Source organism: Citrobacter sp. RHB35-C17 (genome assembly GCF_013816795.1).
GTDB classification, from domain to species: domain Bacteria; phylum Pseudomonadota; class Gammaproteobacteria; order Enterobacterales; family Enterobacteriaceae; genus Citrobacter_A; species Citrobacter_A amalonaticus.
In genome coordinates this window covers 4,140,112-4,161,644 of record NZ_CP057150.1, presented here as the reverse complement: position 1 = coordinate 4,161,644, position 21,533 = coordinate 4,140,112, and the positions used below count along the sequence as shown (strand labels likewise).

Genomic DNA, 21,533 nt, shown 5'->3' with positions numbered 1-21,533 from the left:
GCATCGGATTTTTCTACGGAATATTCAAATACTTCGCTAAGTGAATAGTTTCTTTATAACTATCTGAAATCAAAGTTTAAATTAAGATTACAAATTGTTAATGCGATCACTTGACGATTTTTTCGTTCTTGAATAGCAATGTGTTTTTATTTTTATGCACAGCCTGTGGACGATTCAGGCGTCCCGTGGAAGTCCCTTTTCGATAGCATTAACCAGTCGCCTTTGCTTTGGTGATTGCACCTCGATCACGTCGGCGTTTCGCTTCGCGATCTGCTGCGCGACGGCCCACTCAATGTGTTCATCAAGAAGTGGGTGCTCACCCCGGCGGCTTTCCAGTGCGGAAAGGGCGGCGTCACTCCAGGGCGCATTACCGAGTGCTACCGCAATATTACGCAGCCAGCGCAGATGACCAATACGACGAATGGCTGACCCTTCTGTGACTTTTAAAAACCAGGCTTCATTTCTGGCGAACAGCTCTATCAACTCGGGCGCATGAAGCGGCTTACGGGGACTGAAATCGTCTTCGTCAGTCAGCTGCGAGTAGCGATTCCATGGGCAAATCAACTGGCAGTCATCACAACCGTAGATCCGGTTGCCCATCAATGGTCGCAGTGCTTCAGGGATTACGCCTTCCAGTTCGATGGTGAGGTAGGAGATGCAACGACGCGCATCCACCGTGTAGGGGGCGATAATCGCCCCGGTCGGACAGGTGGTGATGCAGGCGACGCACTTTCCGCATCCTTCCTCCACGGGAGCATCAACCGGCAGGGGCAAATCAATCAGTAACTCACCAAGAAAGAAAAACGACCCGGCCTCACGGTTGAGGATTAGTGAGTGCTTACCTGTCCATCCCAGACCGGCTTTTTCTGCCAGCGGGCGCTCAAGTATGGGCGCAGAGTCGACAAAAGGTCTAAAATTCAGCGAGACACAGTGCTGCTGAATCCTCTCACCCAGCTTTTTGAGGCGGTTGCGTAAAAGCTTATGGTAGTCGCGGCCCAGGGCATAGCGACTGATGTAACCCTGCGAGGGATTTTTCAGCGTCCGGGCAAACGCGGCGTGGGCGGGAAGATAGTTCATGCGCACGCTGATGACGCGAAGTGTGCCAGGCAGTAGCTCATGAGGACGCGCGCGCATCATGCCGTGGCGCGCCATCCAGTCCATTTCGCCGTGGTATTGTTTGTCCAGCCACGCCTGCAGTTTGGGTTCGGACTCGCTCAGGTCAGTATCGGTAATACCGACCTGCTGAAAGCCCAGTTCCAGCCCCCACTGCTTAATATTTTGCGCTAACTGATTGAGATCGAGGGGCTCTGACATGACGGACCATACAATGAAGAAAAACCCCATCAGTATACCACACTCCATCTGGCCCGCCGATGACATCAAACGGCTGGAGCGAGAAGCTGCTGACACGCTGGGGCTCACGTTGTTCGAACTGATGTTGCGAGCGGGCGAGGCGGTGTTTGACGTGGCGCGCGAGTCCCGGCCTTATGCCCGGCGCTGGTTGGTGCTCTGCGGTCACGGTAACAATGGTGGCGATGGCTATGTGGTGGCGAGGCTGGCGAAAGCAGCAGGGATTCTGGTCACCCTGGTAGCGCTGGAAAGCGATAAGCCGCTGCCCGAGGAGGCCGCACAGGCGCGGGAAGCCTGGCTGAATGCAGGAGGCGTGATCCATTCCCCGGCGATTGCCTGGCCGGAAAATATCGACCTGATTATTGATGCGCTTCTGGGGATCGGGTTAACCCAGGCGCCGCGCGAGCCGTTGTCTGAATTAATCGAACGGGCAAACGCCCACCCTGCGCCTGTTGTCTCAATAGACATTCCTTCCGGGTTGCTGGCACAAACGGGCGCGACGCCCGGTGCGGTCATCCGGGCCGAACGCACGGTCACCTTTATCGTCCTGAAACCCGGTCTGCTGACGGGGAAAGCCCGGGATGTGACCGGGCGCCTTCATTTTAATTCGCTGGGATTGGACGACTGGCTGACAGGGCAGGACGCGCCGATTCAACGCTTTGACGCCTCACAACTTGCGCACTGGCTCTCTCCGCGTCGTGCAACGTCGCATAAAGGCGATCACGGTCGACTGGTGGTGATCGGCGGCGAACACGGCACGGCGGGAGCGATTCGACTGGCCGGTGAAGCGGCGCTGCGCGCCGGAGCGGGGCTGGTACGCGTGCTGACGCGCAGCGAAAATATCGCCCCACTGCTGACCGCTCGTCCCGAACTGATGGTGCATGAACTGACGCCGCAGTCTCTTGACGAAAGCCTCGCATGGGCGGATGTCATCATCATTGGCCCTGGGCTCGGGCAGGCGGAGTGGGGGAAGAAAGCGCTGCAAAAAGTCGAGAATTTCCGTAAACCGATGGTCTGGGACGCCGATGCGTTGAACCTGCTGGCAATCAATCCCGATAAACGTCACAATCGCGTCATCACACCGCATCCGGGAGAAGCCGCGCGGTTACTGGGGTGTTCTGTCGCAGAAATTGAAAGCGATCGCTTACATTCTGCACAGCGTCTGGTAAAACGTTACGGAGGCGTTGCGGTGTTGAAAGGGGCGGGAACGGTGGTTGCCGCACAACCGGAGGCGTTGGGAATTGCTGATGTCGGCAACGCAGGCATGGCCAGCGGCGGCATGGGCGATGTGCTTTCCGGTATTATTGGCGCATTGCTCGGACAGAAGTTTACCCCGTATGATGCAGCCTGTGCTGGCTGCGTGGCTCACGGTGCGGCGGCCGATGTTCTGGCGGCGCGTGCCGGTATGCGCGGCATGTTGGCAACCGATCTTTTTTCCACGCTACAGCGTATTGTTAACCCTGATGTGATTGACGTTTATCATGATGAATCGAGTAATTCCGCTACCTGACGAACAGGCAACATTAGACCTGGGACAACGGGTAGCCAAGGCCTGCAACGGCGCGACCGTGATCTATCTCTACGGTGATTTAGGCGCGGGTAAAACCACCTTTAGTCGGGGATTCCTGCAGGCGTTAGGCCATTCCGGTAATGTAAAAAGTCCAACCTATACGCTGGTCGAACCCTATTCTCTCGATAACTTGATGGTCTATCACTTCGATCTGTATCGTCTTGCCGATCCCGAGGAGCTCGAATTTATGGGGATCCGCGATTATTTTGCCAACGATGCCATTTGCCTGGTGGAATGGCCGCAACAGGGTAAAGGTGTACTCCCGGACCCGGATGTCGAAATACACATAGATTACCAGGCGCAAGGTCGTGAGGCGCGCATCCGTGCTGTCTCCTCATCAGGTGATTCGTTGCTGGCGCGTTTAGCCGGTTAACCTTAAAGGTGGCGGGATGATTTATCGTATCAGAAATGGGTTGGTGGCCATGCTGGTTCTGCTGTGCGCGCAGGCCGGAGCCGCCAGCCTCTCCGATATCCAGGTCTCCAACGGCGATCGACAGGCGCGTATTACGCTCAGTTTTATTGGCGATCCCGATTATGCCTTTTCCCATGAAGGCAAACGTACCGTTGCGCTGGATATTAAGCAAACGGGGGTCATTCAGGGGCTTCCGCTGATGTTTAGCGGTAATAACCTGGTGAAGACCATTCGTTCCGGCACGGCGAAAGATCCACAGTCACTACGACTGATGGTGGATTTAACCGAAAACGGGAAAACCGAGGCGGTAAAACGGCAGAGTGGCGGAAACTACACGGTGGTCTTTACCATTAACGCCGATACGCCTCCGCCACCCCCCCCCGCTCCAGTCGTCGCTAAACGCGTCGAAACGCCGGTGGTGGCGCCGCGTCCGACTGAATCTGCTCGAAATCCGTTTAAAACCAGCAACGATCGCACTACCGCCGTGATCAGCAGCAATACGGCGACGCGCCCGGCGGCCAGAGCGACATCCAGCAATGGTGACAAAGTGGTGATCGCCATTGATGCCGGGCACGGTGGGCAGGATCCCGGCGCGATCGGCCCCGGCGGTACGCGAGAGAAAAATGTCACTATCGCGGTGGCCCGTAAACTGCGCACGCTGCTTAATGATGATCCGATGTTTAAAGGCGTGTTAACCCGTGACGGGGATTATTTTATCTCTGTGATGGGGCGCTCTGACGTGGCGCGTAAGCAAAACGCCAACTTCCTGGTGTCGATTCACGCCGATGCCGCGCCCAACCGCAGCGCTACGGGTGCCTCCGTGTGGGTGCTGTCGAACCGGCGCGCCAACAGCGAAATGGCGAACTGGCTTGAAGAACATGAAAAACAGTCGGAGCTGTTGGGCGGCGCGGGGGATGTGCTGGCAAACAGCCAGGCCGATCCGTACCTAAGTCAGGCGGTGCTGGATTTGCAGTTCGGCCATTCCCAACGCGTAGGGTATGATGTGGCAACCAACATGTTAGGCCAGCTCGAACGGATTGGGTCACTGCATAAACGGCGGCCAGAACATGCCAGCCTGGGCGTTCTGCGCTCGCCAGATATTCCCTCGGTGCTGGTGGAAACCGGGTTTATCAGTAATTACAGTGAAGAACGTCTGTTGGCGAGCGATGCGTATCAGCAACAACTGGCCGATGCGATTTACAAAGGGCTGCGTAACTACTTCCAGGCGCATCCGATGCAGTCGGCCCCGCAGGGAAGTGCGGCGCAAACCGCGAGCGCTGCTACGCCGGGTGAGTCGTTGATCAACTAAGGAATTTGCATGCCGATTCAGGTGTTACCGCCACAACTGGCGAACCAGATTGCCGCAGGTGAGGTGGTTGAGCGACCTGCATCGGTGGTCAAAGAGCTGGTGGAAAACAGCCTTGATGCCGGGGCAACGCGCATCGATATTGATATCGAGCGCGGCGGCGCGAAGCTGATCCGTATCCGTGACAATGGTTGCGGGATCAGGAAAGACGAACTGGCGCTGGCGCTGGCGCGGCACGCCACCAGTAAAATTGCCTCTCTTGACGATCTGGAAGCGATCATTAGCCTGGGTTTTCGCGGCGAAGCGCTGGCGAGTATCAGCTCGGTATCTCGCCTGACTCTCACGTCACGCACCGCAGAGCAACAGGAAGCCTGGCAAGCCTACGCCGAAGGGCGCGACATGGAGGTAACAGTCAAACCGGCCGCGCATCCGGTAGGCACCACGCTGGAAGTCCTCGATCTGTTCTACAACACCCCCGCCCGGCGCAAGTTTATGCGCACCGAGAAAACCGAATTCAATCATATTGACGAGATCATCCGGCGCATTGCGCTGGCGCGTTTTGATGTGACGATCAATTTGTCGCACAACGGCAAAATGGTACGTCAGTACCGTGCGGTGGCGAAAGAGGGGCCGCAAGAGCGTCGTCTGGGCGCCATTTGTGGTACGCCGTTTCTTGAGCATGCGCTGGCGATTGAGTGGCAGCATGGCGATCTGACCTTACGCGGCTGGGTCGCCGATCCCAATCACACCACGACGGCGCTGGCGGAAATTCAGTACTGCTACGTCAACGGACGCATGATGCGCGACAGGTTGATCAACCACGCCATTCGTCAGGCCTGTGAAGATAAGCTGGGCGCCGATCAACAGCCCGCATTTGTGCTGTACCTTGAGATTGACCCGCATCAGGTGGATGTCAACGTGCACCCGGCCAAGCATGAAGTGCGTTTTCATCAGTCGCGTCTGGTCCATGACTTTATCTACCAGGGCGTGCTGAGCGTGCTGCAACAGCAGCTTGAATCGCCATTGCCGCTGGAAGCAGAAGGCGAACCCGCGCCCCGGCACGTTCCGGAAAACCGTGTGGCTGCAGGGCGTAACCATTTTGCGGAGCCGGCGCAGGCCCGCGAACCTACGGCACCGCGCTACGCCTCCACACCGACAGCGGGCAGCAGCGCGCCGCGCCCAACGGCGGCAAGCTGGCCGCATGCCCAGCCGGGCTACCAGAAACAGCAGGGCGAGGTGTATCGCCAGCTCCTGCAAACGCCGACACATGCGACAAAATCATCGCCTGCGCCGGAGCCAGCTGTGTCAGCACTGTCGGGACACAGTCAGAGCTTTGGCCGTGTGCTCACGATTGTGGGCAACGACTGCGCGCTGCTGGAGCGCGATGGGAGTATTCACCTGCTGGCGCTGCCCGTGGCAGAACGCTGGCTGCGTCAGGCGCAGCTTTCGCCGGGAGAGGGGCAGGTTTGCGCTCAGCCGTTGCTGATCCCGCTGCGGCTAAAAGTGTCTGCAGAGGAAAAGGCCGCGCTGGAAAATGCGCAGGGCGCACTGGTGGAATTGGGGATTGAATTTCAGGCAGATGCCCAGCATGTGACCATTCGGGCGGTGCCTTTACCCTTACGCCAACAAAATTTACAAATCTTGATTCCTGAACTGATAGGCTACCTGACGCAACAGTCAGCGCGTGAACCTGGTAATCTGGCGCAGTGGATTGCGCGTAATTTGATGAGTGAGCATACGCAGTGGACAATGGCTCAGGCCATTACCCTGCTGGCTGATGTGGAGCGGCTTTGCCCGCAGCTCGTGAAGGCGCCGCCGGGTGGTCTGTTACAACCTGTTGATTTACATACGGCGATGAATGCCCTGAAACATGAGTGATATCAGTAAGGCGAGCCTGCCAAAGGCAATTTTTTTGATGGGGCCTACGGCCTCGGGTAAAACGGCGCTAGCGATTGAATTGCGTAAAGTTTTGCCAGTAGAGTTGATAAGCGTCGATTCCGCCCTTATTTACAAAGGGATGGATATCGGGACGGCGAAGCCGGACGCTGAAGAGTTAAAGGCGGCTCCGCACCGATTGCTGGATATTCGCGATCCGTCGCAGGCGTATTCTGCTGCGGATTTCCGCCGCGATGCGTTGGCGGAGATGAGCGAGATCACTGCGGCGGGGCGTATTCCGCTGTTAGTGGGCGGTACGATGTTGTATTTCAAGGCATTGCTGGAAGGTCTTTCGCCGTTACCGTCGGCAGACCCGCAGGTCAGGGCCAGAATTGAGCAACAGGCGGCAGAGCAAGGGTGGGATGCGTTGCACCAACAGCTTCAGACAATCGATCCGGTTGCGGCTGCGCGTATTCATCCAAATGATCCGCAAAGACTTTCCCGGGCACTGGAAGTTTTTTTCATTTCGGGTAAAACTTTAACGGAACTGACGCAAACGTCAGGTGATGCTTTACCGTACCAGGTGCATCAGTTTGCCATCGCCCCAGCGAGCCGTGAGCTGTTGCATCAACGCATCGAGCAGCGTTTTCATCAGATGTTGGCTTCAGGATTTGAAGCAGAAGTTCGGGCGCTTTTTGCCCGTGGAGATTTGCATACGGACTTGCCTTCCATTCGTTGTGTGGGATACCGCCAGATGTGGTCATACCTTGAAGGCGAAATATCATACGATGAAATGGTTTATAGAGGTGTTTGCGCCACGAGGCAGTTGGCAAAGCGCCAGGTAACCTGGTTACGCGGTTGGGAAGGAGTGCACTGGCTTGACAGTGAGAAACCTGAGCAGGCGCGGAACGAAGTATTACAGGTTGTTGGTGCTATCGCGAACTGAATGTGTACAATTAAGGCGTATCGTGCGCAATTTTCAGAATCGAAAGATTCAAAGTACAAATAAGCATATAAGGAAAAGAGAGAATGGCTAAGGGGCAATCTTTACAAGATCCGTTCCTGAACGCACTGCGTCGGGAACGTGTTCCAGTTTCTATTTATTTGGTGAATGGTATTAAGCTGCAAGGTCAAATCGAGTCTTTTGATCAGTTTGTGATCCTGTTGAAAAACACGGTCAGTCAGATGGTTTATAAGCACGCGATTTCTACTGTTGTCCCGTCTCGCCCGGTTTCTCATCATAGTAACAATGCCGGTGGCGGTACCAGCAGTAACTATCATCACGGTAGCGGCGCGCAGGGTTCTGCGGCGCAACAGGACAGCGAAGAGACCGAATAAGGTTTTTGGCTGTTTTACACACGGGGAGCCAGAATTTCTGCGTTCCCCGCTGATCTATATCGAGGGGTTGACGCTTGTTTGACCGTTATGACGCCGGTGAGCAGGCGGTACTGGTACACATCTATTTTTCGCAAGACAAAGATATGGAAGACCTCCAGGAGTTTGAATCTCTGGTCTCTTCCGCCGGTGTCGAAGCAATGCAGGTGATTACCGGTAGCCGTAAAGCACCGCACCCGAAGTACTTTGTTGGTGAAGGTAAAGCCGTTGAAATTGCGGAAGCCGTAAAAGCGACAGGCGCTGCCGTCGTATTATTCGATCATGCATTGAGCCCGGCCCAGGAACGTAACCTGGAGCGCCTGTGTGAGTGTCGTGTTATCGACCGCACTGGCCTTATCTTAGATATTTTTGCGCAGCGTGCACGTACCCATGAGGGGAAATTGCAGGTTGAACTGGCGCAGTTGCGCCATCTGGCTACGCGTCTTGTCCGTGGCTGGACCCACCTTGAAAGACAGAAAGGCGGGATTGGTTTGCGCGGTCCGGGTGAAACCCAACTCGAAACCGACCGCCGTTTATTGCGAAACCGTATATTGCAGATCCAGTCGCGCCTGGAAAAAGTTGAAAAGCAACGTGAGCAGGGGCGACAGTCGCGCATTAAGGCGGATGTCCCGACCGTCTCGCTGGTGGGATATACCAACGCCGGAAAATCCACCCTTTTCAATCAGATAACCGAAGCCAGGGTCTATGCGGCAGATCAACTGTTTGCGACCCTGGATCCGACGCTGCGTCGCATTGACGTGGCGGATGTCGGGGAGACCGTGCTGGCGGATACCGTTGGGTTTATCCGTCATCTTCCGCACGATCTGGTTGCGGCGTTTAAAGCGACCCTCCAGGAAACGCGTCAGGCGACACTGTTGCTGCATGTGGTTGATGCAGCGGATGTGCGCGTGCAGGAAAACATCGACGCAGTGGATACGGTTCTCGAAGAGATCGATGCTCACGAGATCCCGTCCCTGATGGTGATGAACAAGATCGATATGCTGGATGACTTTGAACCGCGTATCGACCGGGATGAAGAGAACAAACCGATTCGTGTCTGGCTTTCCGCGCAGACAGGGGTTGGGATACCACAGCTTTTTCAGGCTTTGACGGAGCGACTTTCCGGCGAGGTGGCGCAGCATACGTTGCGTTTGCCGCCGCAGGAAGGGCGTCTGAGAAGCCGTTTTTATCAGCTTCAGGCAATAGAAAAAGAGTGGATGGAGGATGACGGTAGCGTAAGTCTGCAAGTTCGCCTGCCGATCGTTGACTGGCGTCGCCTCTGTAAACAAGAACCGGCTTTGGAAGACTATGTTGTCTGATCTGACGGATATGGCCTGAAGATTTTTTCGCCTCTGTACCTTGTGGAGGTTGAGCTGCAGGAAGGCGGCAAGTCCTGAAATTCTCTGGAGCATAGTCAACTATGTGACGGGAGCTGAGGGATGTAGCCAACGCATCTGCCGCGCAAAAAACACAGGTATAGCATCGCATAACAAATATGGAGCACAAACATGGCGTGGAATCAGCCCGGTAATAACGGACAAGACCGCGACCCGTGGGGAAGCAGCAAACCAGGCGGCAACTCTGAGGGAAATGGAAACAAAGGTGGTCGCGAGCAGGGGCCACCTGATCTCGATGACATCTTTCGCAAGCTGAGTAAAAAACTCGGTGGACTGGGAGGCGGTAAAGGTACTGGCTCTGGCGGCGGAAGCTCATCACAAGGCCCGCGCCCGCATCTGGGCGGACGTGTCGTCTCCATCGCGGCGGCAGCTATCGTCATTATCTGGGCGGCGAGCGGTTTCTACACCATCAAAGAAGCAGAGCGCGGCGTGGTGACACGCTTTGGTAAGTTCAGCCATCTGGTTGAACCGGGCCTGAACTGGAAGCCGACGTTTATCGACGAGGTGACGCCGGTGAACGTGGAAGCCGTCCGCGAACTGGCCGCTTCCGGTGTGATGCTGACGTCAGATGAGAACGTGGTGCGCGTTGAGATGAACGTGCAGTACCGCATCACCGATCCGCAAAAATATCTGTTTAGCGTAACCAGCGCGGATGACAGTCTGCGTCAGGCGACCGACAGTGCCCTGCGCGGCGTGATCGGTAAATACACCATGGACCGTATCCTGACCGAAGGGCGTACCGTTATTCGTAGCGATACCCAGCGTGAACTGGAAGAGACCATTCGTCCCTATAACATGGGTATTACCCTGCTGGACGTCAACTTCCAGGCTGCACGTCCGCCGGAAGAGGTGAAAGCGGCGTTTGACGATGCCATTGCTGCCCGTGAGAACGAACAGCAGTACATCCGTGAAGCGGAAGCGTATACCAACGAAGTTCAGCCGCGTGCGAACGGTCAGGCACAGCGTATCCTTGAAGAGGCGCGTGCTTACAGAACGCAAACCATCCTGGAAGCGCAGGGTGAAGTGGCGCGCTTTGCGAAAATCCTTCCGGAATATAAAGCGGCGCCAGAGATTACCCGCGAGCGTCTGTATATCGAGACGATGGAAAAAGTGTTGAGCCATACCCGTAAAGTGTTGGTTAACGACAAAGGTGGCAATCTGATGGTTCTGCCATTGGATCAGATGCTGAAAGGCGCGAGCGCGCCGGCGGCAAAGAGCGATAGCGGTTCGAACCTGCTGCGTCTGCCCTCCACGTCTTCTTCCAGCAGCAGCGGAGCAAGCAACACCTCGTCCACCAGTCAGGGCGATATTATGGACCAACGCCGCGCTAACGCGCAGCGTAACGACTACCAGCGTCAGGGGGAATAACGATGCGTAAGTCAGTTATTGCGATTATCATCATCGTGCTGGTAGTGCTGTACACCTCAATTTTCGTGGTGAAAGAAGGCGAGCGCGGAATTAAGTTCCAGTTCAGCAGCGTCGTGCGTGATGCCGACAAAAAACCATTGATTTATGAGCCGGGTCTGCACTTTAAGGTACCGTTTATTCAGTCGGTGAAAATGCTCGACGCGCGTATCCAGACGATGGATAACCAGGCCGATCGCTTTGTCACCAAAGAGAAGAAAGACCTGATTGTTGACTCTTACATCAAATGGCGCATCAGCGATTTCAGCCGTTACTTCCTGGCGACGGGCGGCGGCGATATTTCTCAGGCTGAAGTTCTGTTGAAACGTAAGTTCTCTGACCGTTTGCGTTCTGAGATTGGTCGTCTGGATGTGAAAGACATTGTGACCGACTCCCGTGGTCGCCTGACCCTGGAAGTGCGTGACGCCCTGAACTCTGGCTCTGCCGGAACCGAAGACGAAGTGGCGACCCCGGCAGCGGATAACGCGATTGCCGAAGCCGCTGAACGTGTTCAGGCTGAAACCAACGGCAATGTGCCGGTGATCAACCCGAACAGTATGGCCGCATTGGGTATCGAAGTGGTCGACGTGCGGATCAAGCAGATCAACCTGCCGACCGAAGTGTCTGAAGCGATCTATAACCGTATGCGCGCTGAGCGTGAAGCGGTAGCGCGTCGTCACCGTTCACAAGGTCAGGAAGAAGCGGAAAAACTGCGCGCGACAGCCGACTATGAAGTGACCAAAACGCTGGCGGAAGCTGAGCGTCAGGGGCGTATCATGCGCGGTGAAGGGGATGCAGAAGCGGCGAAGCTGTTTGCCGATGCGTTCAGCCAGGATCCTGACTTCTACGCCTTTATTCGTAGCCTGCGTGCTTACGAGAAGAGCTTCGAAGGCAATCAGGATGTCATGGTCATGAGCCCGGACAGCGATTTCTTCCGCTACATGAAGACACCGAATACCGCAACGCGATAATATCGTCGCAACGGTTTTAGGTTAGACGCATAAAACCACCGCATCCCTGAGGATGCCGGTGGTTTTCTTTTTATAAAGGACGTCCGATGAACTCAACAATCTGGCTCGCGCTTGCGCTGGTTTTAGTGCTTGAAGGTTTAGGTCCGATGCTTTACCCGCGAGCATGGAAGAAGATGATTTCTGCCATGACGCAGTTGCCTGAAAATACTTTACGTCGTTTTGGTGGTGGACTTGTGGTTGCGGGCATTGTGGTCTACTACATGTTGAGGAAAACGATTGGCTGATCAAAAAACGTGCGAATTTAGCTAATTTTTGCATGCAAAAAGTGCTGTATATCTGAAAAAGCGATGGTAGAATCCATTTTTAAGCAAACGGTGATTTTGAAAAATGGGTAACAACGTCGTCGTACTGGGCACCCAATGGGGTGACGAAGGTAAAGGAAAGATCGTCGATCTTCTGACTGAACGGGCTAAATATGTTGTACGCTACCAGGGCGGTCACAACGCAGGCCATACTCTCGTAATCAACGGTGAAAAAACCGTCCTCCATCTTATTCCATCAGGTATTCTCCGCGAGAACGTCATCAGCATCATCGGTAACGGTGTTGTGCTGTCTCCGGCTGCGCTGATGAAAGAGATGAAAGGACTGGAAGATCGTGGTGTTCCTGTTCGCGAGCGTCTGCTGTTGTCTGAAGCATGCCCGCTGATTCTGGACTACCACGTTGCGCTGGATAACGCGCGTGAGAAAGCACGTGGCGCGAAAGCGATCGGGACTACCGGTCGTGGTATCGGGCCGGCTTACGAAGACAAAGTCGCCCGTCGCGGTCTGCGCGTTGGCGATCTGTTCGACAAAGCCACCTTCGCTGAAAAACTGAAAGAAGTGATGGAATATCACAACTTCCAGCTGGTTAACTTCTACAAAGTTGACGCGGTTGACTACCAGAAAGTGCTGGATGATGTGATGGCGATTGCCGACATCCTGACCTCTATGGTTGTTGATGTGTCCGATCTGCTGGACCAGGCGCGCAAGCGTGGCGATTTCGTCATGTTCGAAGGCGCGCAGGGTACGCTGCTGGATATTGACCACGGTACCTATCCGTACGTAACGTCCTCTAACACCACTGCGGGTGGCGTGGCAACAGGTTCTGGCCTGGGTCCGCGTTATGTGGATTACGTGCTGGGTATCATCAAAGCTTACTCCACGCGTGTGGGTGCGGGTCCGTTCCCGACTGAGCTGTTTGATGACATCGGTGAGTTCCTGTGCAAACAGGGTAACGAATACGGTGCTACCACGGGGCGTCGTCGTCGTACTGGCTGGCTGGACTCCGTTGCTGTGCGTCGTGCAGTACAGATCAACTCCCTGTCGGGCTTCTGCCTGACCAAACTGGACGTACTGGACGGTTTGAAAGAGGTGAAAATCTGTGTCGCTTATCGTATGCCGGATGGCCGTGAAGTGACCACAACACCGCTGGCGGCTGACGATTGGGAAGGTATCGAGCCGATTTACGAAACCATGCCGGGCTGGTCTGAGTCCACCTTCGGCGTGAAAGAGCGTAGCGGTTTGCCACAGGCAGCGCTGAACTACATTAAGCGTATCGAAGAACTGACCGGTGTGCCGATTGATATTATTTCGACTGGCCCGGATCGTACTGAGACCATGATTCTGCGTGACCCGTTCGACGCATAATTTGGGTTCGTGGCGCAGTGCCTGATGGTGCTGCGCTTATCAGGCCTACAAAGTGTAGTTAGCCGGACAAGATGCCAGGCGTCGTCATCCGGCTTAATCGTGCGTTAAATCCTCGCTTTTTTCCTTCCGAACTGAAATAAATTAGCGGCCTGGCTAGTGGCTGGTTTATCATCAATATAAATAAGATGTATCCCGATTCCCCCTTTTCCCTGAGGTTGATGTGCAGTTAACGAGTTTCACCGATTACGGACTACGAGCGCTAATCTATATGGCATCACTCCCGGAAGGTCGCATGACCAGTATTTCGGAGGTGACAGACGTCTACGGCGTTTCCCGTAATCATATGGTCAAAATAATCAATCAACTTAGTCGGGCGGGCTTTGTAACTGCTATTCGGGGAAAAAATGGCGGGATCCGTTTAGGCAAAGCCGCGAATACTATTCGAATTGGCGATGTCGTGCGCGAACTCGAACCGCTGTCGCTGGTGAATTGTAGCAGTGAGTTTTGCCATATCACCCCTGCCTGTCGACTCAAACAGGCGCTTTCTAAGGCCGTGCAAAGTTTTCTAACGGAGCTGGATAACTACACGCTGGCCGATTTGGTTGAAGAGAATCAACCGCTTTATAAATTATTGCTGGTGGAATAGTGAAGCCCAAAGCATTTCGCGTCGTATCGCGGCGGCAACTGAGTGACAAATTCGTCAGGAACGAATTTGAACAGCCGCAGGCTGGCCTTCGGTGAGAGACAGGGATGTCTCTCATAAATCCCCAGGAGCTTACAAAAGTAAGCGACTGGGGAGAGCAAAGGCAGCCAACAAAGAGACGGCGTGAAAGACGACGGAATTCCACCGGAGCTGACAATGGAGGAACCTCAATGTCACAAGATCCTTTCCAGGAACGCGAAGCTGAAAAGTACGAAAATCCTATCCCAAGCCGGGAATTTATCCTCGAACATTTAACTAAACGCGAAAAACCGGCCAGCCGCGATGAGCTGGCTGTGGAACTGAACATAAAAGGCGAAGAGCAGCAGGAAGCCCTGCGTCGCCGCCTGCGCGCGATGGAGCGTGACGGACAACTGGTCTTCACCCGTCGGCAGTGTTATGCGCTGCCGGAACGCCTCGATCTGCTGAAAGGTACCGTTATTGGCCACCGTGATGGCTACGGCTTTCTGCGCGTCGAAGGGCGTAAAGACGATTTGTATCTCTCCAGCGAGCAGATGAAAACCTGCATTCATGGCGATCAGGTATTGGCGCAACCGCTGGGCGCGGATCGTAAAGGCCGCCGTGAAGCGCGTATTGTGCGCGTTCTGGTGCCAAAAACCAGCCAGATTGTCGGTCGTTACTTTACTGAAGCGGGCGTGGGTTTTGTGGTTCCTGACGACAGCCGTCTGAGCTTCGATATTCTGATCCCGCCTGAAGATATCATGGGCGCGCGCATGGGCTTTGTGGTGGTGGTTGAACTCACCCAGCGCCCGACCCGCCGCACCAAAGCGGTAGGGAAAATCGTCGAAGTGCTGGGCGACAACATGGGAACCGGTATGGCCGTCGATATGGCGCTGCGAACCCATGAAATCCCGTATATCTGGCCAGCCGCCGTTGAGAAACAAGTTGCCGGTCTGAAAGAAGAGGTGCCTGAAGAGGCAAAAGTCGGGCGTGTGGATTTACGCGATTTGCCACTGGTCACCATCGACGGCGAAGATGCCCGCGACTTTGACGATGCGGTCTATTGCGAGAAGAAACGCGGTGGCGGCTGGCGTTTATGGGTGGCGATTGCTGACGTGAGCTATTACGTGCGTCCGCCGACGCCGCTGGATCAGGAAGCGCGTAATCGCGGGACGTCCGTGTACTTCCCGTCGCAGGTGGTACCGATGCTACCGGAGGTGCTCTCCAACGGCCTGTGCTCACTGAACCCGCAGGTTGACCGCCTGTGCATGGTCTGCGAAATGACCATCTCTACCAAAGGCCGTCTGACGGGATATAAATTCTACGAAGCGGTGATGAGCTCACATGCGCGTCTGACCTACACCAAGGTCTGGCACATGTTGCAGGGCGATCAGGAGTTGCGCGAGCAGTATGCGCCGCTGGTTAAGCATATCGAAGAGTTACACAACCTCTACAAAGTGTTGGATAAAGCTCGTGAAGAGCGCGGCGGCATCTCGTTTGAGAGTGAAGAAGCGAAGTTCATTTTCAACGCGGAACGCCGTATTGAGCGAATTGAGCAGACCCAGCGTAACGATGCGCACAAGCTGATCGAAGAGTGCATGATTCTGGCGAATATCTCGGCGGCGCGTTTCGTTGAGAAAGCTCAGGAGCCTGCGCTGTTCCGTATACACGACAAACCGACGACTGAGGCGATCACTTCCTTCCGTTCTGTTCTGGCGGAGCTGGGGCTGGAACTGCCTGGCGGTAATAAGCCGGAGCCGCGCGATTACGCGGAACTGCTGGAATCGGTTGCCGATCGCCCTGACGCCGAAATGCTGCAAACGATGCTGCTGCGTTCGATGAAGCAGGCGATTTACGATCCGGAAAACCGCGGTCACTTTGGTCTGGCGCTGCAGTCGTATGCGCACTTTACCTCGCCGATCCGTCGTTACCCGGATCTCTCCCTGCACCGCGCCATTAAGTATCTGTTGGCGAAAGAGCAGGGCCATAAAGGTAACACCACCGAAACGGGTGGCTACCATTATTCGATGGAAGAGATGCTGCAACTGGGTCAGCACTGTTCGATGGCTGAGCGCCGTGCGGATGAAGCAACCCGTGACGTCGCTGACTGGCTGAAGTGCGACTTCATGCTGGATCAGGTCGGCAACGTCTTTAAAGGCGTGATTGCCAGCGTCACCGGCTTTGGCTTCTTTGTGCGTCTGGACGAACTGTTCATCGATGGCCTGGTCCACGTTTCTTCGCTCGACAACGACTACTACCGTTTTGACCAGGTTGGGCAGCGCCTGACCGGCGAATCCAGCGGCCAGACTTATCGTCTTGGCGATCGCGTGGAAGTGAAAGTCGAAGCTGTAAATATGGATGAGCGCAAGATTGATTTCAGCCTGATTTCCAGCGAGCGTGCGCCGCGTAACGAAGGTAAAACGGCGCGTGAAAGAGCGAAGAAAGGCGATGCGGGTAAAAAAACCGGCCGCCGTCGTCAGGTTGGTAAGAAAGCCAATTTCGAGCCTGACAGCGCTTTCCGTGGCGAGAAGAAACAAAAACCAAAGGCGGTGAAGAAAGAGGCCAGAAAAGCGAAAAAGCCTTCTGAGAAAACGCAAAAAATAGCGGCGGCGACAAAAGCAAAGCGTGCCGCTAAAAAGAAAACGGCACAGTAAGCCGGACAGTGTAAGCCGGGGAAGCATTGCGTCACCCGGCATGATTAACTATTAACGAGTGATTTCATGAGTGAAATGATTTACGGCATCCATGCGGTGCAGGCCCTGCTAGAGCGTGCTCCTGAACGTTTTCAGGATGTCTTTATTCTCAAAGGCCGTGAAGATAAACGCCTGCTGCCGCTGATCCATGCTCTGGAAGCACAGGGCGTGGTCATCCAACTGGCAAACCGTCAGTTTCTGGATGAGAAAAGCGAAGGAGCCGTCCATCAGGGCATTATCGCTCGCGTGAAGCCGGGTCGTCAGTATCAGGAAAACGATCTACCGGATCTGATTGCTTCGCTGGATCAACCGTTCCTGCTGATCCTTGATGGCGTGACCGATCCGCATAACCTCGGTGCCTGTCTGCGTAGCGCCGATGCCGCTGGCGTTAATGCGGTGATCGTGCCGAAAGATCGTTCTGCGCAGTTGAATGCCACGGCGAAGAAAGTCGCCTGCGGTGCAGCGGAAAGCGTCCCGTTGATTCGGGTGACTAACCTGGCGCGTACCATGCGTATGTTGCAGGAAGAGAATATCTGGATTGTCGGCACGGCGGGTGAAGCTGACCATACTCTCTATCAGAGCAAAATGACCGGCCGTATGGCGCTGGTGATGGGGGCGGAAGGTGAGGGGATGCGTCGCCTGACGCGTGAACATTGCGATGAGCTGATCAGCATTCCAATGGCCGGAAGCGTCTCTTCGCTCAACGTTTCTGTCGCGACAGGCATCTGTCTGTTCGAGGCTGTGCGGCAGCGCAGCTAATAGACGATTTCTGAAGCCATCCAGCAGGATGGCTTTTTTGTGCCCTCCTTTCCAGGCATTCTCCCCTCAGACTGACCATACTTATTGAGATGCCATTGAAGGAGGGAAACACAATGCACTGGCAAACTCACACCGTTTTTAATCAGCCGTTACCCCTGAATAACAGCAATCTGTTCCTGTCTGATGGCGCGCTCTGCGAGGCCGTAGCGCGTGAGGGGGCAGGCTGGGACAGCGAACTTCTCGCCAGTATCGGTCAACAACTTGGCACTGCGGAATCGCTGGAGCTGGGACGGCTGGCGAATACCTGGCCGCCAGAATTGCTACGTTACGATCCCCAGGGGCAGCGTCTGGACGACGTTCGCTTCCATCCCGCGTGGCATCTGTTGATGCAGGGACTGTGTGCCAACCGTATTCACAATCTGCCCTGGGTAGAGGCGGCGCGAGACGGATCGTTTGTCGCCCGGGCAGCCCGCTTTGTCCTGCATGCGCAGGTGGAAGCCGGCACGTTATGCCCCATCACCATGACTTTTGCCGCGACACCGCTATTGCAGCAAATGTTGCCCGCCGTATTTGCCGACTGGCAAACGCCGCTACACAGCGATCGCTATGATTCGCATCTTGCGCCGGGGGGCCAAAAACGTGGCCTGCTGATCGGCATGGGGATGACGGAAAAACAGGGCGGTTCTGATGTGTTGAGCAACACCACCCGCGCCGAGCGTCTGGCGGATGGGTCGTATCGGCTGGTGGGACATAAATGGTTTTTCTCTGTGCCGCAAAGTGATGCCCATCTGGTGCTGGCACAGGCAAAAGGTGGCCTCTCCTGTTTCTTCGTCCCGCGCTTTTTACCTGACGGCCAGCGCAATGCGATCCGCCTTGAACGGCTGAAAGACAAGCTGGGGAATCGTTCCAATGCCAGCGCGGAAGTCGAGTTTCAGGATGCCATCGGCTGGCTTCTTGGTGATGAGGGAGAGGGCATTCGTCATATCCTGAAGATGGGCAGTCTGACGCGTTTTGACTGTGCGCTCGGCAGTCACGGACTGATGCGCCGCGCCTTCTCGGTGGCGATTTACCACGCGCACCAGCGTCAGGTGTCCGGCAAGCCGCTGATTGAGCAACCGATGATGCGTCAGGTGCTTAGTCGTATGGCGCTCCAGCTGGAAGGACAAACCGCATTATTGTTTCGTCTGGCCCATGCCTGGGATCGGCGTAGCGATGCCAAAGAGCGACTCTGGGCGCGTCTGTTCACGCCTGCGGCAAAATTTGCCGTTTGTAAAGGCGGCATTCCGTTCGTGGCGGAGGCAATGGAAGTGCTTGGCGGCGTAGGATATTGCGAAGAGAGCGAACTGCCGCGACTGTACCGGGAAATGCCGGTCAATAGTATCTGGGAGGGATCCGGTAACGTCATGTGTCTCGACGTCTTGCGGGTTATCAACAAGCAAACCGGGGTCGATGAGATGCTGAGTGAGGCATTCTCTGAGGTCAGGGGGCAGGACAGGCATTTTGATCGCGCGGTACGCCAGCTTTTGCCGCGACTGCGCAAACCTTCCGAAGAACTGGGTCGTGAGATCACCCAGCAGATTTTCCTGTTGGGATGCGGAATAGAAATGTTACGGCACGCATCACCGCCTGTTGCCCAGGCCTGGTGTCAGATGATGCTGGATACGCGCGGCGGAATGCGGTTATCAGAACGGGTACAGGACGCGTTGCTGCTGCGGGCGACGGGGGGATTGCGCTGATACGTTGCCGGATGCGTTTACGCCATCCGGCAATCTGTTATGCGTAGAGTATGGCTTGTACGCGCCAGTTATCAGGCTGCTGCTCTTCATACATCTGAATAATGCGATACCACGATGCGCCTTGTTCATCGGCTTTTAACGCGACAATACGCTCCACATCCTGTGGGTTTCCGGAAATATTACTGACAGAGATCAGGCCAATTTCATTGAGGCCAGTCACGCAATCCGCACTCGCGAATTCAGCAGACTGCGCCGTCGTACTCACCAGTCCGGCAGTTAACAGCAGTGAGGATAAGGCAAGAGATTGTTTCATCGTCAGCTCCATTTTACGTTTCCCCGCAATGCGCAGGGCATTCCATCGCCGAAATAAACGTCCAGCCTCCTGCTGTCGGTTTATTGTGCACAGGTAAACGTATAGAGGCGTAAAGCTACGTGAAATTGGCTTAAATTCCATCAATGATTATTTACGATATAAGACGGCCTGTGAGTACCACTGACCCGTCACGATAGTTTCATCAACCATGACAATAACGTAATAATCGGCTTTCGCTGCGGCGGCTTTCGCTCTGACTTCATCAACTGCATCATCCGGAGAGCCTCTGACCAGAGAGGTCACGGTTCCCATTCGCTGCAACCCTTGTGTCTGGTCGCGACGAATTTCCTGCGGATGATCGGCGACGGGCGGTGCTGGCTGTGGCGTTCCCTGAAGAATGCTACATCCACTTAACAGCATCACCAACATCAAAGAGGTAAACCGACGCATCACTCTATCTCGTTTCCTGATAGCCATAGTGTAGTGCCTTATTAATTTCCCTTTGGGGGAATGTTCCCAAAATGTTACCTTCCGCGCGATTTTCGAATGAAAATGTCGTGAAAGCGTAATCCAGTTCTCAACATTATGAATCGTTGTTGAATACGTCACCTTGTTTAATAATGTGACCTATAGCATACCCGCGCCAAAAGAGGTGCAAATGATTGAAATTGAAACATGTCAACTGGCGGAACATCATCTGCTTCACGCCTTTCCTTCGGGGCAACGCAGTACACTTTTGCCGTGTATTGTTTTCTACCACGGGTTTACCTCTTCCAGCCTGGTCTACAGCTATTTTGCCGTGGCGCTGGCGCAGGCCGGATTTCGGGTCATTATGCCAGACGCCGCCGGGCATGGGGCGCGTTTCAATGGTGACGAACAGGCGAGAATGGGCCACTTCTGGCAGATTTTGCAGCAGAGCATGCAGGAGTTTACGGCGTTACGTGCGGCACTGCGTGCAGAAAACTGGCTGCTGGAGGAACGTCTTGCGGTTGGCGGCGCATCGATGGGGGCAATGACTGCGCTGGGGATCATGACTCAGCATCCGGAGGTCAAATGTGTCGCCAGCCTGATGGGCTCGGGTTATTTCACCCGTCTGGCGCGAACGCTGTTTCCCCCTTGTGCCCTGGACACGCCCGCCCGTCAGGAGGAATTCACGCATATCATTGCGCCGTTGGCGAAGTGGGATGTGTCGCAGCAGCTCGCCCGACTGGCCGACAGACCGCTGTTGTTATGGCATGGCCAGGACGATGATGTGGTGCCAGCGGCGGAAAGTTTCCGTTTACAGCAGGCAATGATTCAGGCCGGCCTGGACCACAATTTGACCTGTCAGTGGCAAGCAGGCGTACGCCATCGCATTACGCCCGAAGCCCTGGCCGCAACGGTGTCGTTTTTCCGTCAGCATCTCTGACGCAGGCGCTAGCTAGCCATACGTCATCATGCAAAAAAAAGCCCCCTGAACAGGGGGCAAGTCAAGCTATGGCTTTCTTTTCGTTGGACTTTCCTGGTGCTAGCGATAAATATCCGCGCTGGCGTGGATGTTGCCGTTACTACCGGGTTCCCGCATCAGGATCACGTGGTAGTACGTTGCGCCCTGCGCATCGGTCTCTTCATTCAGGGCCCTTTCTGCATCACTTTCAGTGGCGAAGTTATGATTGATGTAAATGACGCCTAAGCTCTGCACATCATCCATGTTTCGGGCTTGCTGGTGGTCTATTTCAATGGCGGCGAATGTATTTGCACTGAGCAACAGTCCCGCCAGAAGGGTGACAAAACGGATTCGCATACCTACCTCCTCGACAGCTGACTCTGGTTAGCGATTTCTCCTGTTAGTCGATAACGTCTGATTTAATTTTAATCGCTACTTTGTCGGTCGATAGCGACCATTTCTGATGCAGTTGTTCAAAAAATTACCGCGATCCGTTCTTTCTGAATGTAAACAATCGGCTAGCCCGTTTTGCTGTGGCGAAAAATACCTGTTTTTCTGACAAGAACACTTACCGAATCGTCAATATCACTGTCGGCCATC

General features: G+C 54.9%; 20 protein-coding genes. 16 read left to right on the top strand and 4 right to left on the bottom strand.

Going from position 1 to position 21,533, the window contains the following annotated elements; translation table 11 throughout:
• Positions 1-174: 174 nt before the first annotated feature.
• Complete coding sequence (queG, locus tag HVZ37_RS19820) at positions 175-1,314, bottom strand: tRNA epoxyqueuosine(34) reductase QueG (RefSeq protein WP_125339190.1); 1,140 nt, start codon at positions 1,312-1,314, stop codon at positions 175-177.
• Between queG and nnr the strand changes: the two genes are divergently transcribed.
• From nnr to HVZ37_RS19745, 15 genes are all read left to right on the top strand, one after another.
• Entirely contained in the window at positions 1,313-2,860 is a 1,548-nt protein-coding gene (nnr, locus tag HVZ37_RS19815; protein ID WP_058587209.1) for a bifunctional ADP-dependent NAD(P)H-hydrate dehydratase/NAD(P)H-hydrate epimerase, read from the top strand. The two genes, queG and nnr, sit on opposite strands and share 2 nt — an antisense overlap.
• A complete protein-coding gene (gene tsaE / locus HVZ37_RS19810) occupies positions 2,832-3,293 on the top strand; it encodes a tRNA (adenosine(37)-N6)-threonylcarbamoyltransferase complex ATPase subunit type 1 TsaE (RefSeq protein WP_042999180.1) in 462 nt (153 codons plus the stop codon). The genes nnr and tsaE overlap by 29 nt, the downstream gene beginning before the upstream one ends.
• A 16-nt stretch (positions 3,294-3,309) precedes the next feature.
• Entirely contained in the window at positions 3,310-4,641 is a 1,332-nt protein-coding gene (gene amiB / locus HVZ37_RS19805) for an N-acetylmuramoyl-L-alanine amidase AmiB (RefSeq protein WP_181627910.1), read from the top strand.
• A gap of 9 nt (positions 4,642-4,650) precedes the next feature.
• Positions 4,651-6,516: a DNA mismatch repair endonuclease MutL gene (mutL, locus tag HVZ37_RS19800; protein WP_042999182.1), complete on the top strand. Its 1,866-nt coding sequence runs from the start codon at positions 4,651-4,653 to the stop codon at positions 6,514-6,516.
• Entirely contained in the window at positions 6,509-7,459 is a 951-nt protein-coding gene (miaA, locus tag HVZ37_RS19795) for a tRNA (adenosine(37)-N6)-dimethylallyltransferase MiaA (RefSeq protein WP_044265686.1), read from the top strand. Before mutL ends, miaA begins: the two co-directional genes overlap by 8 nt.
• An 83-nt stretch (positions 7,460-7,542) precedes the next feature.
• The gene (gene hfq, locus HVZ37_RS19790; RefSeq protein ID WP_061069555.1) at positions 7,543-7,851 is read left to right on the top strand and encodes an RNA chaperone Hfq; all 309 of its coding nucleotides are present in this window, start codon (positions 7,543-7,545) and stop codon (positions 7,849-7,851) included.
• 74 nt (positions 7,852-7,925) lie between these two features.
• Positions 7,926-9,206 carry a ribosome rescue GTPase HflX gene (hflX, locus tag HVZ37_RS19785; RefSeq protein WP_042321426.1) on the top strand — a complete coding sequence of 427 codons (1,281 nt, stop codon included), beginning with the start codon at positions 7,926-7,928 and terminating at the stop codon, positions 9,204-9,206.
• Positions 9,207-9,395: 189 nt separating this feature from the next.
• Positions 9,396-10,652, top strand: coding sequence for an FtsH protease activity modulator HflK (hflK, locus tag HVZ37_RS19780; RefSeq protein WP_042999185.1), 1,257 nt, complete (start codon positions 9,396-9,398; stop codon positions 10,650-10,652).
• A 2-nt stretch (positions 10,653-10,654) separates the two neighbouring features.
• Complete coding sequence (gene hflC / locus HVZ37_RS19775; protein ID WP_042321433.1) at positions 10,655-11,659, top strand: protease modulator HflC; 1,005 nt, start codon at positions 10,655-10,657, stop codon at positions 11,657-11,659.
• Positions 11,660-11,745: 86 nt separating this feature from the next.
• Positions 11,746-11,943 carry a DUF2065 domain-containing protein gene (locus tag HVZ37_RS19770; protein ID WP_042321436.1) on the top strand — a complete coding sequence of 66 codons (198 nt, stop codon included), beginning with the start codon at positions 11,746-11,748 and terminating at the stop codon, positions 11,941-11,943.
• Between the two features lie 103 nt (positions 11,944-12,046).
• Positions 12,047-13,345 (top strand): adenylosuccinate synthase, encoded by a 1,299-nt coding sequence (gene purA, locus HVZ37_RS19765; protein ID WP_042321439.1) that lies wholly within the window; start codon positions 12,047-12,049, stop codon positions 13,343-13,345.
• A gap of 220 nt (positions 13,346-13,565) precedes the next feature.
• The gene (gene nsrR / locus HVZ37_RS19760) at positions 13,566-13,991 is read left to right on the top strand and encodes a nitric oxide-sensing transcriptional repressor NsrR (protein ID WP_042321442.1); all 426 of its coding nucleotides are present in this window, start codon (positions 13,566-13,568) and stop codon (positions 13,989-13,991) included.
• A 227-nt stretch (positions 13,992-14,218) separates the two neighbouring features.
• A complete protein-coding gene (gene rnr / locus HVZ37_RS19755) occupies positions 14,219-16,660 on the top strand; it encodes a ribonuclease R (RefSeq protein ID WP_181627909.1) in 2,442 nt (813 codons plus the stop codon).
• Positions 16,661-16,726: 66 nt separating this feature from the next.
• On the top strand, positions 16,727-17,458 hold the full coding sequence (gene rlmB / locus HVZ37_RS19750; protein ID WP_042321448.1) for a 23S rRNA (guanosine(2251)-2'-O)-methyltransferase RlmB: 732 nt from the start codon (positions 16,727-16,729) through the stop codon (positions 17,456-17,458).
• A gap of 113 nt (positions 17,459-17,571) precedes the next feature.
• The gene (locus HVZ37_RS19745) at positions 17,572-19,194 is read left to right on the top strand and encodes an isovaleryl-CoA dehydrogenase (RefSeq protein ID WP_181627908.1); all 1,623 of its coding nucleotides are present in this window, start codon (positions 17,572-17,574) and stop codon (positions 19,192-19,194) included.
• A 37-nt stretch (positions 19,195-19,231) separates the two neighbouring features.
• Here HVZ37_RS19745 and yjfN read toward each other — a convergent pair whose 3' ends face one another.
• Together yjfN and bsmA are read right to left on the bottom strand one after the other, a co-directional pair.
• Positions 19,232-19,507, bottom strand: a complete 276-nt coding sequence (yjfN, locus tag HVZ37_RS19740; RefSeq protein ID WP_072140690.1) for a DUF1471 family protease activator YjfN — start codon at positions 19,505-19,507, stop codon at positions 19,232-19,234.
• Between the two features lie 147 nt (positions 19,508-19,654).
• Positions 19,655-19,984: a biofilm peroxide resistance protein BsmA gene (gene bsmA, locus HVZ37_RS19735; RefSeq protein WP_042999188.1), complete on the bottom strand. Its 330-nt coding sequence runs from the start codon at positions 19,982-19,984 to the stop codon at positions 19,655-19,657.
• A gap of 181 nt (positions 19,985-20,165) precedes the next feature.
• On the opposite strand from bsmA, the gene yjfP reads away from it, so the two are divergent.
• The gene (gene yjfP, locus HVZ37_RS19730) at positions 20,166-20,915 is read left to right on the top strand and encodes an esterase (protein WP_042999189.1); all 750 of its coding nucleotides are present in this window, start codon (positions 20,166-20,168) and stop codon (positions 20,913-20,915) included.
• Positions 20,916-21,014: 99 nt separating this feature from the next.
• On the opposite strand, the gene yjfY is transcribed toward yjfP, so the two are convergent.
• On the bottom strand, positions 21,015-21,290 hold the full coding sequence (gene yjfY, locus HVZ37_RS19725; RefSeq protein ID WP_044257220.1) for a DUF1471 family protein YjfY: 276 nt from the start codon (positions 21,288-21,290) through the stop codon (positions 21,015-21,017).
• Positions 21,291-21,533 lie beyond the last annotated feature (243 nt).

Excerpts from the sequence above, each read along its gene's own strand:
- nnr (WP_058587209.1), top strand. The coding sequence starts at position 1,313 with ATGACGGACCATACAATGAAGAAAAACCCCATCAGTATACCACACTCC.
- queG (WP_125339190.1), bottom strand. The coding sequence starts at position 1,314 with ATGTCAGAGCCCCTCGATCTCAATCAGTTAGCGCAAAATATTAAGCAG.
- tsaE (WP_042999180.1), top strand. The coding sequence starts at position 2,832 with ATGATGAATCGAGTAATTCCGCTACCTGACGAACAGGCAACATTAGAC.
- amiB (WP_181627910.1), top strand. The coding sequence starts at position 3,310 with ATGATTTATCGTATCAGAAATGGGTTGGTGGCCATGCTGGTTCTGCTG.
- mutL (WP_042999182.1), top strand. The coding sequence starts at position 4,651 with ATGCCGATTCAGGTGTTACCGCCACAACTGGCGAACCAGATTGCCGCA.
- miaA (WP_044265686.1), top strand. The coding sequence starts at position 6,509 with ATGAGTGATATCAGTAAGGCGAGCCTGCCAAAGGCAATTTTTTTGATG.
- hfq (WP_061069555.1), top strand. The coding sequence starts at position 7,543 with ATGGCTAAGGGGCAATCTTTACAAGATCCGTTCCTGAACGCACTGCGT.
- hflK (WP_042999185.1), top strand. The coding sequence starts at position 9,396 with ATGGCGTGGAATCAGCCCGGTAATAACGGACAAGACCGCGACCCGTGG.
- hflC (WP_042321433.1), top strand. The coding sequence starts at position 10,655 with ATGCGTAAGTCAGTTATTGCGATTATCATCATCGTGCTGGTAGTGCTG.
- HVZ37_RS19770 (WP_042321436.1), top strand. The coding sequence starts at position 11,746 with ATGAACTCAACAATCTGGCTCGCGCTTGCGCTGGTTTTAGTGCTTGAA.
- purA (WP_042321439.1), top strand. The coding sequence starts at position 12,047 with ATGGGTAACAACGTCGTCGTACTGGGCACCCAATGGGGTGACGAAGGT.
- rnr (WP_181627909.1), top strand. The coding sequence starts at position 14,219 with ATGTCACAAGATCCTTTCCAGGAACGCGAAGCTGAAAAGTACGAAAAT.
- rlmB (WP_042321448.1), top strand. The coding sequence starts at position 16,727 with ATGAGTGAAATGATTTACGGCATCCATGCGGTGCAGGCCCTGCTAGAG.
- HVZ37_RS19745 (WP_181627908.1), top strand. The coding sequence starts at position 17,572 with ATGCACTGGCAAACTCACACCGTTTTTAATCAGCCGTTACCCCTGAAT.
- yjfN (WP_072140690.1), bottom strand. The coding sequence starts at position 19,507 with ATGAAACAATCTCTTGCCTTATCCTCACTGCTGTTAACTGCCGGACTG.
- bsmA (WP_042999188.1), bottom strand. The coding sequence starts at position 19,984 with ATGGCTATCAGGAAACGAGATAGAGTGATGCGTCGGTTTACCTCTTTG.
- yjfP (WP_042999189.1), top strand. The coding sequence starts at position 20,166 with ATGATTGAAATTGAAACATGTCAACTGGCGGAACATCATCTGCTTCAC.
- yjfY (WP_044257220.1), bottom strand. The coding sequence starts at position 21,290 with ATGCGAATCCGTTTTGTCACCCTTCTGGCGGGACTGTTGCTCAGTGCA.